The 13,840-nt window shown below is 32.7% G+C and carries 12 protein-coding genes and 1 other RNA gene; 5 read left to right on the top strand and 8 right to left on the bottom strand.

Annotated features, from left to right (window positions below; genetic code table 11):
• The first annotated feature begins 21 nt into the window (after positions 1-21).
• Entirely contained in the window at positions 22-1,398 is a 1,377-nt protein-coding gene (gene lpdA / locus HM982_RS06275) for a dihydrolipoyl dehydrogenase (RefSeq protein ID WP_179352238.1), read from the top strand.
• Between the two features lie 395 nt (positions 1,399-1,793).
• Here lpdA and HM982_RS06270 read toward each other — a convergent pair whose 3' ends face one another.
• From HM982_RS06270 to HM982_RS06255, 4 genes are all read right to left on the bottom strand, one after another.
• Entirely contained in the window at positions 1,794-2,432 is a 639-nt protein-coding gene (locus tag HM982_RS06270) for a porin family protein (RefSeq protein WP_179352393.1), read from the bottom strand.
• A gap of 182 nt (positions 2,433-2,614) precedes the next feature.
• Positions 2,615-3,097 (bottom strand): outer membrane beta-barrel protein, encoded by a 483-nt coding sequence (locus HM982_RS06265; RefSeq protein ID WP_179352237.1) that lies wholly within the window; start codon positions 3,095-3,097, stop codon positions 2,615-2,617.
• A 52-nt stretch (positions 3,098-3,149) separates the two neighbouring features.
• A complete protein-coding gene (gene aroQ, locus HM982_RS06260; RefSeq protein ID WP_179352236.1) occupies positions 3,150-3,566 on the bottom strand; it encodes a type II 3-dehydroquinate dehydratase in 417 nt (138 codons plus the stop codon).
• Between the two features lie 81 nt (positions 3,567-3,647).
• The gene (locus HM982_RS06255; protein ID WP_179352235.1) at positions 3,648-4,268 is read right to left on the bottom strand and encodes an outer membrane beta-barrel protein; all 621 of its coding nucleotides are present in this window, start codon (positions 4,266-4,268) and stop codon (positions 3,648-3,650) included.
• Positions 4,269-4,635: 367 nt separating this feature from the next.
• On the opposite strand from HM982_RS06255, the gene xerD reads away from it, so the two are divergent.
• Both xerD and HM982_RS06245 read left to right on the top strand, forming a co-directional pair.
• Entirely contained in the window at positions 4,636-5,532 is an 897-nt protein-coding gene (gene xerD / locus HM982_RS06250; protein ID WP_179352234.1) for a site-specific tyrosine recombinase XerD, read from the top strand.
• A gap of 68 nt (positions 5,533-5,600) precedes the next feature.
• Complete coding sequence (locus tag HM982_RS06245) at positions 5,601-6,782, top strand: PAS domain-containing sensor histidine kinase (protein WP_179352233.1); 1,182 nt, start codon at positions 5,601-5,603, stop codon at positions 6,780-6,782.
• 40 nt (positions 6,783-6,822) lie between these two features.
• On the opposite strand, the gene rny is transcribed toward HM982_RS06245, so the two are convergent.
• The 4 genes from rny to HM982_RS06225 all read right to left on the bottom strand — a co-directional run bounded on the left by rny (position 6,823) and on the right by HM982_RS06225 (position 9,261).
• Positions 6,823-8,394 (bottom strand): ribonuclease Y, encoded by a 1,572-nt coding sequence (gene rny, locus HM982_RS06240; RefSeq protein WP_179352232.1) that lies wholly within the window; start codon positions 8,392-8,394, stop codon positions 6,823-6,825.
• A gap of 58 nt (positions 8,395-8,452) precedes the next feature.
• A non-coding RNA gene (gene ssrS / locus HM982_RS06235) (6S RNA) lies at positions 8,453-8,599 on the bottom strand.
• A gap of 62 nt (positions 8,600-8,661) precedes the next feature.
• A complete protein-coding gene (locus tag HM982_RS06230) occupies positions 8,662-8,949 on the bottom strand; it encodes a cell division protein ZapA (RefSeq protein ID WP_179352231.1) in 288 nt (95 codons plus the stop codon).
• Between the two features lie 21 nt (positions 8,950-8,970).
• Positions 8,971-9,261: a hypothetical protein gene (locus HM982_RS06225; protein ID WP_179352230.1), complete on the bottom strand. Its 291-nt coding sequence runs from the start codon at positions 9,259-9,261 to the stop codon at positions 8,971-8,973.
• A 280-nt stretch (positions 9,262-9,541) separates the two neighbouring features.
• Between HM982_RS06225 and HM982_RS06220 the strand changes: the two genes are divergently transcribed.
• Complete coding sequence (locus HM982_RS06220; RefSeq protein WP_179352229.1) at positions 9,542-11,230, top strand: M23 family metallopeptidase; 1,689 nt, start codon at positions 9,542-9,544, stop codon at positions 11,228-11,230.
• Positions 11,231-11,328: 98 nt separating this feature from the next.
• Positions 11,329-13,797: a TonB-dependent receptor gene (locus tag HM982_RS06215; protein WP_179352228.1), complete on the top strand. Its 2,469-nt coding sequence runs from the start codon at positions 11,329-11,331 to the stop codon at positions 13,795-13,797.
• The last annotated feature ends 43 nt before the right edge of the window (positions 13,798-13,840 follow it).

Here is a 13,840-nt window from a genome sequence, read left to right as displayed (position 1 = left end):
ATTTCATTAAAAAACTTACCCATGAGTAAATACGACATTATAGTATTAGGAAGTGGTCCTGGAGGCTACGTAACTGCAATTAGAGCTTCACAACTAGGATTTAAAACCGCTGTTATTGAAAAAGAAAACCTTGGAGGCGTGTGTTTAAATTGGGGATGTATCCCAACTAAAGCACTTTTAAAATCTGCACAGGTTTTTGAATACCTTAAACATGCAGGCGATTACGGTTTAAAAGTTGATGGTGCTGAGCACGATTTTGAGGCCGTTGTTAAACGAAGTCGCGGTGTTGCTGATGGTATGAGTAATGGCGTAAAGTTCTTAATGAAAAAGAACAAAATTGACGTTATTGAAGGATTTGGAAAATTAAAATCTGGAAAAAAAGTAGATGTCGATGGTACTGAATATTCTGCAGACCACATTATTGTTGCTACTGGGGCACGTTCTCGTGAATTACCTAGCTTACCTCAAGATGGTAAAAAAGTAATTGGCTACAGACAGGCTATGACTTTAGACAAACAACCTAAGAAAATGATTGTTGTGGGTTCTGGAGCTATAGGTGTTGAATTTGCTTATTTCTATAACTCAATGGGAACTGAAGTGACTATTGTAGAGTATTTAGATAAAATTGTTCCTGTTGAGGATGATGATGTCTCTAAGCAATTAGAACGTAGCTTTAAAAAATCTGGAATAAAGATTATGACTTCTGCAGAAGTAACTTCTGTTGACACATCTGGATCTGGCGTAAAAGCAACAATTAAAACTAAAAAAGGCGAAGAAGTATTAGAAGCTGATATTGTATTATCTGCTGTTGGTATTAAATCTAATATCGAAAATATTGGTTTAGAAGATGTTGGTATTGCTGTTGATAGAGATAAAATATTAGTTAATGATTTTTACCAAACTAACATCCCAGGTTATTATGCTATTGGAGATGTAACACCTGGACAAGCTTTAGCACACGTGGCTTCTGCTGAAGGTATTCTTTGTGTAGAAAAAATTGCAGGTCAGCATGTCGAAGCTTTAGACTATGGTAACATTCCTGGTTGTACTTATTGTTCTCCTGAAGTTGCTAGTGTTGGTTTAACTGAAGCTAAGGCTAAAGAACAAGGCTTAGATATTAAAGTTGGTAAATTTCCATTCTCTGCATCAGGTAAAGCAAGTGCAAGTGGCGCTAAAGATGGCTTTGTAAAAGTTATTTTTGATGCTAAATATGGTGAATGGTTAGGTTGCCATATGATTGGTGCTGGAGTTACCGATATGATTGCAGAAGCTGTTTTAGGCCGTAAACTTGAAACTACAGGACATGAAGTATTAAAAACAGTTCACCCTCACCCAACAATGAGTGAAGCAGTTATGGAAGCTGTTGCTGATGCTTACGATGAAGTGATTCACCTTTAAGCTAGAAGCTAGAAGCTAGAAGCTAGAAGCTAGAAGCTAGAAGCTAGAAGCTAGAAGCTAGAAGCTAGAAGCTAGAATAAATTAAAAAAAAAGTGATTCTGATTGTTATCTGAATCACTTTTTTTTATACCATATATTTCAACTATAATTATATGTATATCACGAATTAATGAGCATATATACACTGACAATTACTATATTGTAATGTAATGAAAGGGATTAAAATGTAACTTATTGATACTTGTGTAGTCGTAATACAACTTTAAATCAGCTTTTTAAACACAGTAATCTTTCAGGTTAATAAAAACAGACGCCTTATAATTCTTTTAAAACACCATAAAAAAAGGTTCCAGAAAATTCTGGAACCTTTATGCTATAATTATGTAGATTTTAAATTAGAACATAAAACCTAAACCAAATTGCCATACTTCATTTTTACCATCAACATCTTCAAAAAAAGTATCGTCTTCAAAAATACTTGTTAAACCTAACGTGTAACGTGCACTTAAAAAGAAACCATTATCAAATTTATAAGATGTACCAAGCGCAACACTTGTATCAAAATCTTTGACATAAGAGTCATCCTCATCAATTTCTAAATCACCACCATCTGAGGTTGGTTCTGAATCAAATTCTTCATGAATTTTAAATCCGAATTGTGGTCCTGCTTCAACACTTAATCCTTTAACAAGGTATGCTTTAAGCAATAATGGAACTTGAATGTAATCTAGTTGATATTCTATATTTTGGTCGGTATCAAAAACGTTATCTTGATCACGTTCTAAAATATCAAAACCTTGACCTGAGTAAAAGACTTCTGGTTGAAAAGAGATTCTTTCAGAAAGTGGAATTTCGGCTACTAAACCAACATTAAAACTTGTTCTTGAATCAACATCATCAAAATCGTCTCCACTTAACTTAGAGAAGTTCACACCTCCCTTTGCTCCTAGTTGAATAGTACTCGAATCTGATTGTGCATAACCAGTTGTAAATATAAATAAAAAGGCTGTTGTAAATACAATTAAATTTTTCATCATTAATCTTGTTTTATTTGGGTTAAAACAACAAATCTAAAAGCCATAACCCCTTTAACAATAGGACTTAACAGCAGTTTAACAAGATTAAGATTTTACAGTAAAATCAATCGGGAATGTTTAAATAAATGGTCAACGCAATTAAAAAAATAATTGACTCATATGTGAATATAGCACGTATTTTAAAGTTTAAAGCCCACACCTAAAAACACACCATTTGGAGAAATTTCATTAAAACCAATAACATATTTCATATGGACATCTAAATCTGGAGTCAAATTATAAGCCAATCCTAAATCGGCTCTAATTTTAAGTTTCGCATTAAAAAAATCAAAAAAATAATTTAGACTTGGTCCTACTAGGATATGAAAGTTATCATAGATTTTATACTTTAGATATATAGGCGCATTCAAGAATTTAAAGTCATTTAAGCCGATGTAAAGTAATTCTACTTGCAAATCAAAACTGTCTTCAATTTCGATATCCGCAAAAACACCTCCGTAATAACCGGTTTCTGTTGTCGTAAAATTTCCAAAATTACCTTCTGAAACTTTAAAAAAGGTATAATTAAGCCCTCCTTTAACACCAAAATCTGTTTGTGCTAATGAGCTTAACATGCCGAATAAAAAAGTAAAACACAAAAGGACTTTAAGGCTGTTTTTCATATCAAAATTTTCTTTTAAGGTAACTTATATTTCTGAAATGCTTAAAACTAAATTATATAAAACTTTGAATAGCTAAATCATAGCTTTGTAAACCAAATCCTAAAATAACACCCTTTGCATTTGCCGCAATGTAAGAGTGGTGTCTAAAATCTTCTCTAGAATGCGTATTAGAAATATGAACTTCTACAACAGGTGTTGTAATTGCTTTTACAGCATCACCAATACCAACAGATGTATGTGTATAAGCCGCAGCATTAAGAATAACACCATCATAAGAAAACCCAACCTCTTGTAGTTTACCAATAATTTCACCTTCAATATTAGATTGAAAATAGGTTATTGACACCTTAGGAAATTTTAATTTTAAAACTTCAAAATAATCCTCAAACGTTTGGTGACCATAAACCTCTGGTTCACGTTTACCTAAAAGATTTAAATTAGGTCCATTAATTATGATAAGTTGCTTCATAAAGTAAAGATATTAAAAATCTATGCACAAAAAAACCGAAGCGCTTGCTTCGGTTTTAATATCTATAATAAAGGGTTGTTCTTATAACTTGAATAAGATACCAAAAGCAGCATTACCACCAAAAGGGTTAGCAACATCTCCAAAACCTAAGTTAAAGTTTGAAACAGCTTCTGCCCCATCAGTATCCAGTTTTGTTGAAGAAAATCCTAATACATTCTTTAAACCAAATGTTAAAGCAATTTTTTCAGTTACAAAATAATTGATACCTAAATCTAAACCAGCACCAATAGTATTTTCTGTTACATCAGCAATTTTATTTTTTCTACTGTCATAACCAATACCAAATTCGGTATACGTTTTAAAACGCGCACCTAAATCTAAAAAATAATAACGCGCAAAAGCTCCAACACCAAAACCAGTGGCATCTACTGTATCTGTACCTAAAACCTCTTCTTTATAAGAATTGAAAGATACACGACCTCCAATAGCTAAATCTTCACTCATAAAGTAGCCTAATTTTGGGCTAATATTAAAGCTACTAGATTTCTCCTCAGTATTTTTGTCATTTTCACTACCAAAACCAATATTACCTTCTAAGAAAATATCGCCTTCAGTAAAACCAAAAGTTTTAACTTCTTCTTGTGCACTTAAAGATGTAAATCCTAATACCGCAATTGCAGCTCTAAATAATAATTTTTTCATAATTAAAAATTTGTTTTTGTTTAAATTGGTCGGCAAAAGTAGTTGTTTACATGAGTTAGAAAATACTCTGAAATGTTAAAATTTAACGTATTTCATCGACGAGTATTTTTTTTAATCGTAAGAACAGCCTAACTAGCTCAAAACTATCCTACTAAAAAACACTTGTATTTTCTGCTACAAAAAAGAAATTTAACACACGCTATCCATCATTATTTTTAACACTAAACAAAAGAAAAACCGAAACAATCAATCATAAAAATTACTTAACGACATTATTTATTTTATAACAAATAGTTAATTTTAAAAGTTGATATATTTGTTAACCATGGCTATCTTAATTTGAGAAGCCAAGAAATTACTTTCAAGCATGAAATGGCAACAAGCACTTGCAGATTATAAACACTATTTACAGATTGAACGTGGCTTGTCTAAAAACTCTATTATTAATTATAGCTATGATATTAAAAAGCTCATGCTTTTTCTCGAAGAACAGTCTATTAAAATTTCGCCTATAGAGATTGAGCACACCGTTATTAAAGATTTTATCTATTCGGTTTCAAAATCCGTTAACCCAAGATCACAAGCACGTTTAATCTCTGGACTGCGTAATTTTTTTGATTATCTTATTTTTGAAAACTATCGCACAACAAATCCTTTAGACCTAGTTGATTCTCCGAGAATAGGAAGAAAATTACCAGACACCTTATCTGTTGAAGAGATTGATACTTTAATTACAAGCATTGACTTATCAACACCACAAGGAGAACGCAATAGAGCTATTATAGAAACATTGTACAGTTGTGGTTTAAGAGTAAGCGAATTAACCAACCTTAAACTATCTGATTTATTCTTTGAAGAAGATTTTATTAAAGTCACAGGTAAAGGCGATAAACAACGTTTTGTACCTATAAGTCCTTTAACTAAAAAATACATTTCTATCTATATGAAAGATATCCGACCACATATTCCCATCAATGAATTACATAGAGATATTTTATTTCTAAATAGACGCGGCAAACAATTAACACGAGCTATGATTTTTACCATCATAAAGCAACTAGTTGAGAAAATAGGATTAAACAAAACGGTATCTCCACATACGTTTAGACATTCTTTCGCCACTCACCTCTTAGAAAATGGTGCGGACCTTAGAGCTATACAACTTATGCTGGGACATGAAAGCATCACCACAACTGAAATATATATGCATGTTAATCGTTCTCATTTAAGTGAGGTTTTAAATAAATTTCACCCAAGAAAATAACATCAAATTTATGCATTTTTATTGTGACTCAATCTCTAAAAAAGTGTCTTAAAATAAAGTGAAGCCTTATGAAATTTCCTACTCTTAACTTAAGAAACTATTTTCTAAATACTTACAAAAAAAATACGATTACGGACCAGTCGCTAGACAGTCAGAAACATAAAATAGCATTAGAATTATCTGGTGTTGGCCTATGGGATTGGAACATTGCAACCAATAAAGTTTCTTACTCTAAAGAATCAAAACAAATCATTGGTTATAAAAAAGAAGAATTAGAAAACACGTCTGAATTTTGGGATAAAAAAGTACATCCAGAAGACAAAGACATTTACTACAGTGATTTTAAAGCACTATTAAATGGTTCAATAGACCTCTACAAAAAAGCCTACAGAATTCAATGTAAAGATGGAAGTTACAAATGGATTTTAGATAAAGGAAAAGTAATAGAACGCGATGCAAAGGGAAACCCTTCGCGTATTATTGGTACGCATACGGATATCACAACTTCAAAATATAATGAAGAACAACTGCAAAAAAATCTTCAACTCATAACAAGTCAGAACAAAAGACTCTATAGTTTTACACATATTGTTTCTCATAATTTAAACACACATATTGGAAACCTAAAAAGTATCCTTGAATTTTATGATGAAGCTAAAAATGAAGAAGAAAAAGTAGAACTGATTGATCATTTACAATCCATTTCTAAGTCCTTAACGACAACTATTGCCGATTTAGATGATATTGTGAGTATCAAATCTAAAATTAATATCAATCAACTAAATGAGCATGTTAATCTGTACAACCTCACAGATAATATAGTTGAAAGCTTAAAAATTAATAGTGAAAAACTTGGGGTTACTATACATAACGCTCTAAGAAAAGATGAAGCGATATTCACAAATAAATCGTATTTAGAAAGCGTATTATATAATTTAATCTCAAATGGAATAAAATACTCAGACCCGAGTAAAAAATCTCAAATAGTTATTCAATCCGTTCACACTAAGGAAACCATAAAAATTCTAATTTCTGATAATGGAATTGGTATAGATATGACGAAGTATAAAAATCAAATATTTGAAATGTATAAAACCTTTCATGGTACAGACCGCTCAGATTCTAGAGGAATAGGATTATACATTACTAAAACCCAAGTAGAAGCTTTACAAGGCGAAATTGAAGTAGAAAGCACACTTAAAGAAGGAACTGCGTTTTCAATTACACTAAAAAAACAAAACGCACTCTAAAAAAATTAGAATGCGTTTATTATAAAAATTTAAGCCTGTATTATTTGGCTATATTCACTGCTCTTGTTTCTCTAATAACGGTAACTTTTACCTGACCAGGATACGTCATATCCGTTTGTATTTTCTGAGAAATCTCAAACGATAAACTTGCTGCTTTATCATCAGTTACTTTTTCACTTTCTACAATAACGCGCAGTTCTCTACCAGCTTGTATGGCATATGCTTTCTTAACACCTGTAAACCCAAAAGCAACATCTTCTAAATCTTTTAGACGTTGTATATAAGAGTCTAACACTTGGCGTCTTGCGCCTGGTCTTGCACCTGAAATAGCATCACAAACCTGAATAATTGGCGATAATAACGTGGTCATTTCAATCTCGTCGTGGTGAGCGCCTATTGCATTACAAACTTCTGGTTTTTCACCGTGCTTTTCAGCCCACTGCATTCCTAAAATAGCATGCGGTGTTTCTACGTCAGTTTCAGATGAAGGTACTTTACCAATATCATGTAATAATCCTGCGCGCTTCGCTAATTTAGGGTTTAAGCCTAATTCGGCTGCCATTACACCACAAAGTTTAGCTACTTCACGTGAGTGTTGTAGTAAATTTTGTCCGTAAGACGAACGGTACTTCATACGACCGACCATTTTTATTAATTCAGGGTGTAAACCATGAATTCCTAAATCGATAACCGTACGTTTACCAACCTCAATAATTTCTTGTTCTATTTGTTTTTCTGTTTTTCGTACAATTTCCTCAATACGTGCAGGGTGAATTCTACCATCAGTAACTAACTTATGTAACGATAAACGGGCAATTTCACGTCTTACAGAATCAAAACAAGATAAAATAATCGCTTCTGGTGTATCATCTACAATAATCTCTACACCTGTAGCCGCTTCAATAGCTCTAATATTACGACCTTCTCTACCAATAATTCTACCTTTTACATCATCGGACTCAATGTTAAATACAGACACACAATTGTCAACCGCTTCTTCTGTACCAATACGTTGAATGGTATTAATAATTATCTTTTTAGCTTCTTGTTGTGCGGTTAATTTAGCTTCTTCAACACGATCCTGAATAAAGCCCATTGCATCGGTCTTAGCTTCCTCTTTTAAAGATTCTACTAATTGAGATTTAGCTTCTTCTGCAGATAATGCAGAAATAACTTCTAACTGTTTTATTTGGCTTTTATGTGCTTTATCTATTTCTTCTTGTTTCTTATCAAGAAACTCTAACCTAAAGTTATAATCCTTGATTTTATCCTCTAAAGATTGGTTAGACTTCTTAGATTTATTAAGTTCACTAGATAACTGAGATTCTTTATCTCTTATACGTTTTTCAGCTTCAGCCATTTTTTTATCACGCGATAGAATGACTTTTTCGTGTTCTGATTTTAATTCAATAAATTTTTCTTTAGCCTGAAGTATTTTATCTTTTTTAATGGATTCACCATCTGATTTGGCTTGTTTTAAAATAGATTTCGATTCGCTTTCTGCTTCTAGAATTAATTTTGAAGCCTTACCTTTCTCTAGGAATTTGGCTATAACATAGCCCAAAATAAGTCCTAAAACTGCAGCTCCAACAGCATATATAATTGTATTCATTTTATAATTTAGTTTAGTATAGTATATAAAAAAGCCTACATTAGATTTGGTTTTGTATAAACTCCTTAAAAACAAGTTTAGGGCTAACAAGCTGATCAAAAATCTGCCTGAGATACTTTAGATACTGAAATAAATTCAGCATAAAGCACTAGCAGCACGATTTTACAACTTAAACTCACCCTTTTTAAAGAATTGATCGTTGAGTTTATCAAAAAATATAACTAATGTAGGCAGTAACCTTTATTGTATTTTATAAGAACGTACGAGTTAAATATGTGCTTGTAATAAATCATTTAAAGCTTCTAACTTTTCCTGAACTTCTTCATTAACATACTCTTTATCTATTGACTTTTGCTCTACTTGAGCGGCAAATTGTAAAGCACACATGGCTAAAACATCTTGCTTATCTCTTACAGAGTAATTCTGCTCAAACTGTCCAATCATAGCCTCAATTTTCTTTGTAGCCTTACGTAAACCTTCTTCTTGGCTCGGATTTATCGTCAACGGATAAACTCTATTAGCTATAGAAAGTTTAATTTTTAATTGTTCTGACATATTTAATCTAAATTTACAACTTTATTCTGAGAGTTGTCCAATACAATGGTCAATATCTCTAATAAGTGCATTTATCTTGAGCTTTGTTTCTCGCTTATTTTCGTCACTACCTAGCATTGAATTCGCCATCTTAAGAGTGTCATGTTTTTCAACCCAGTCAGCAATTTCTTCCTGCTGTTCTAAAATTTTTTGCTGCTGCTGTTCTAATTGTTCAGAGAGTTTAGCATTGGTTTGTCTTAAAACCTCTTGCTTATGTAAAATCTTACTAATTTTATTCTCTAAAGCATCAACAATATCTTCTATTTTACTCATTAAGGCATTTCAATACAATTGAAACAAAGTTAACATACCTAATGAAAAAATACAATTGTTTTACAATTATTTTTTATTATTATAACATCTAAAGGCTTAGCTCTTTATAAAATTTAATAAAATAAAACAGCTCAAAATTAAAGCATAAAAAAATAATATTATGGCAGTGAAGCGTTAATCCTTTAGTATAACTTGTAAGATTTACCCTATTTAAATTATTACACCAATTCCATTTGAAATTCGTAACCAAATTAATATTTTCGCTATATTAGTACATCTTATGAAACAAATTTTGCTACTCTTTTTAATAACGTCCTCTTTATATGGACAATCAGAATATCCTCAAGATTATTTTAGAAATCCATTAGATATTCCCTTAGTGCTTTCTGGCACATTTGGAGAGTTGCGATCTACGCATTTTCATGGTGGTTTAGATATAAAAACACAACAACGCCAGGGTTTAAAAATCTATACGGCTGCCGAAGGTTATATTAGTAGAATTAAAATTTCGCATTTTGGCTACGGAAAAGCGATTTACATTACACATCCTAATGGTTATACCACAGTTTATGGCCATCTTAAAAAGCTTTCAAAACGATTAGAAGCGTACATCAAACAATGCCAATATGACAAAGAAAGTTATGAGGTTGAAGTGTTTCCTCATTCCGAAGAACTCATAGTTAAAGCAGATGAAGTTATTGCCTATTCAGGTAATACCGGAAGCTCTGGTGGACCTCATTTACATTTTGAAATTAGAGACAATCAAGAACGTCCACTGAACCCCTTATTATTTGGCTTTAAAGTCCAAGACACCAAACCACCTTACATCACTGGCGTTTTTGCTTACCCAAAAGACAACAATGCTATTATTAATGGCAAAAACAAACGCGTTAACCTAAGGTTGATCCCACAAAAAACAGGCGATTATACCGTTGAAAATATTACAGCTCACGGTAACATTGGTTTCGGAATTGTATCAAATGACAAACAAGATTTAGCACCAAATAACAATGGTGTTAGTAATATTCAAACTTTTTTTAATGGCAATAAAAGCCTTGAAGTCGATTTTAAACGTATCAGTTTTGATGAAACCAAACATATTAAGCGGTATGTAGATTATGAATATTACAAAAGCAAGAAATCTAAAATTCAAAAATTATTTATTGAATCTAACAACCCCTTAGGTATTTTTAAAACAGCTTATGATAATGGCTATGTTAAAGTTGAAGATAGTACGGCTTCCGTTTATAGAGTTAGAATACGAGACTTTCATGAGAATGAATCATGGGTCACTATTCCAATCACCGGAAAACATGAAGTTATTGAACGCGACAGCCTAATAGATAACACAGGAAAGTTATTAGTACACAGCAACAAACCAACGACTTTAAACGCAGGAAATTTTACTGTTAACTTCTACAATAATACCTTATACGATGATACCTACATAGATTTTAAAACTAGCGCAGACACACTTTTTATGGGTGATGATACTATTGCCATGCAAAAAAATTTTTATATCAATTACGACCTAACTAATATTAAATCTGAGCATAAAGACAAACTTTACTTTGCACGTTTTTATGGTGATTACTGGAAACCCTACTATGTACCTACCACACGAAAAGGCAATATGCTCACCGCAAAAACTAAGGCTTTAGGTAAATTTGCTTTAGCAATAGACAACGAACCACCAACAATAAAACCTATAAATTTTCATGATAAAAAGTGGATTAGTAATTATCGCTACCTAAAAGTTGAGATAGATGATGCATTAACGGGGATTAGCAAATACAGAGCAACTGTTAATGGCGAATGGATTTTAATGGAATATGAATACAAAACCAATACCTTAACACACGATTTTAACGATAATATCGTTAAAGACACTAAGAACGAATTAAAAATAATTGTGACGGATAATGCAGGAAATAGTTCTACATTTGAAGCGACATTTTTTAGAAAATAAAAATCATAGTATTACGACCGCTTAGGCGACTAAAATAAAGCATGCTGAATTTTAGTATTGAAATCCCTATTTCAACCTAACTTAAACAACTAAACTATTTGAAACGCTTACATTTTATTATCCTGACAAGCTTACTTTTTAGTTGGCTTTCTTTTTCACAATCCGCTACAGTTAGAGGCGTAATTTTAGACGAAGGCAATTCCCCTATTGAAGGGGTTAACATAAAAGCTAGTACTGGCCAAGGTACTGCCACAAATAACAACGGGTTTTATGAACTTAAAATCCCATCAGATGTTGAAGTCACAGTTATTTTTACTCACATTTCTCACGAACGTGTTGAACAAAAATTCAGTCTAAAAAACGGCCAAGAAATAGAATACAATCCGGTAATGCTTGTAGAAATTGAGCAGATTTCGACCGTAGTTATTAACACTAATACCAGACAATCTGTTGATGGTGTCACCTCTATTTCACCGCAAATGATTAGAACCATTAAAGGTGCACAACCTGGTGTAGAAAATATTTTAAAAACCTTACCTGGCGTTAATATTTCAAATGAATTAAGTACACAATATTCTGTTAGAGGAGGTAATTTTGATGAAAACCTCGTGTATGTCAACGAAATTGAAGTCTATAGACCATTTCTTATCCGTTCTGGTAATCAAGAAGGCTTAAGTTTCGTAAATACGGACTTGGTTCAGAATGTCGATTTTTCTGCGGGTGGTTTTCAAGCTAAATACGGCGACAAACTTTCTTCAGTTTTAGATATCACTTACAGAAACCCTGTAGATTTTGGGATTAGAGCCGATTTAAGTTTACTAGGCGGAAGTATTGCTGCTGAAACAGTTTCAAAAGATGGTAAGTTTTCTGGTATAGCAGGTGTTCGTTTTAGAGATAACAGTTTATTATTAAATAGCTTAGAAACCGAAGGGAATGTAGAGCCTGTTTTTGCAGATGCGCAAACATTTTTGACCTATCGTTTTTCAAGTAAATTCCATTTGAATTTTTTAGGAAATATCTCTTTAAACAACTATAATTTCCAACCAGAAAACAGACAAACCAACTTCGGAACTTTAAGTGATCCTGTGGCATTATTAGTATTCTATGATGGTCAAGAAAAAGACCAGTACCAAACTTACTTTGGGGCCTTTAAAGCCAATTATTTTGCGAGTGAAGATTTAACATTAAAGCTAGTTGCTTCGGCTTATCATACTACCGAGCAAGAACATTTTGACATTTTAGCGCAGTACCGTTTGGGTGAAGTTAACACTAATATTGGTGATGAAAATTTAGGTGATGTGGAGTTTAGTGAAGGTATTGGCTCACAATTAACCCATGCTCGTAATGATTTAGATGCCTTTATTATTAATGCAGAACATCGAGGCGATTATAAAATTGATAACGAAAGCACCCTTGAATGGTCTGCAAAATACACCCACGAAGATATTAGAGATCGCTTAGCAGAATACGAAGTTATTGATTCGGCTGGTTTTTCAATTAGACCGCCGCGTTTTAGCGAACCCAACCAACAACCTTACACTTCGTTTTCTGGCCCATTAACTGCTTTTGAAAACATAAGAGCGACCAATTTTATAAAAATAAATCGATTGCAAGCCTTTGTTCAGTATAGCAAACGTACCGATTGGAACGGTAATGAGGTCTTTTATAATGCTGGTATAAGAACACACAGTTGGAGTGTTAGTGGTAATGATATTTCAGATGGAGAAACACAAACTGTTATTAGTCCAAGAGCCCAATTTGCAATAAAGCCTAATTGGGAAAAAGACATGCTTTTTAGAGTCGCTACGGGTTTATACTATCAACCGCCTTTTTACAGAGAGTTAAGAGATTCTTCAGGAACAGTAAACCCAAATGTTAAAGCACAAAAATCCTTTCATGTGGTTTTAGGTAATGAATATAGTTTTGAAGTTTGGGAAAGACCTTTCAAATTAGTTACTGAAGCCTATTACAAAGGAATGACAGACGTTAATCCTTATACACTAGAAAATGTAAGAATTCGCTATAGTGCTGATAACAATGCCAAAGCTTATGCTTATGGTTTGGATTTAAGACTTAATGGCGAATTTGTTCCTGGTACCGAATCGTGGTTTAGTTTTGGCTATCTCAAAACGGAAGAAAATATTGACAATCGTGGCTATATTGCACGTCCAACCGATCAACGCTTAAAATTTGGAGCTTTGTTTCAAGATTATGTGCCTAATATGCCCGATTTAAAAATGTATTTAAATTTGGTCTATAATACAGGTGTTCCTGGTGGTTCACCTAGCTATGCAGACCCCTATATATATCAACTAAGACTACGCGATTACAGACGTGCTGATTTAGGGATTTCATATGAAATCATTAATCCTGAAAAAACTTATAATGCCAGATGGAAAAAGTCGTTAAGAGAACTATCTATTGGGTTTGAGATTTACAACATGTTTAACAACCAGAACTCCATCACCAATACTTGGGTAAGAGATGTTTATTCTAAAGCGCAATACGCTATTCCTAATTATTTAACGCCTCGTGTTTTTAATGTGAGATTGTCTGCACGTTTTTAAATCATTGCCTTGTTTAGAATGAAATGAGTATGTTTTTGGATGA

This window comes from Winogradskyella vidalii (assembly GCF_013403955.1).
GTDB lineage: Bacteria > Bacteroidota > Bacteroidia > Flavobacteriales > Flavobacteriaceae > Winogradskyella > Winogradskyella vidalii.
The sequence above is the reverse complement of the archived record's forward strand: the minus strand, read 5'-3'. Positions and strand labels throughout refer to the sequence as shown.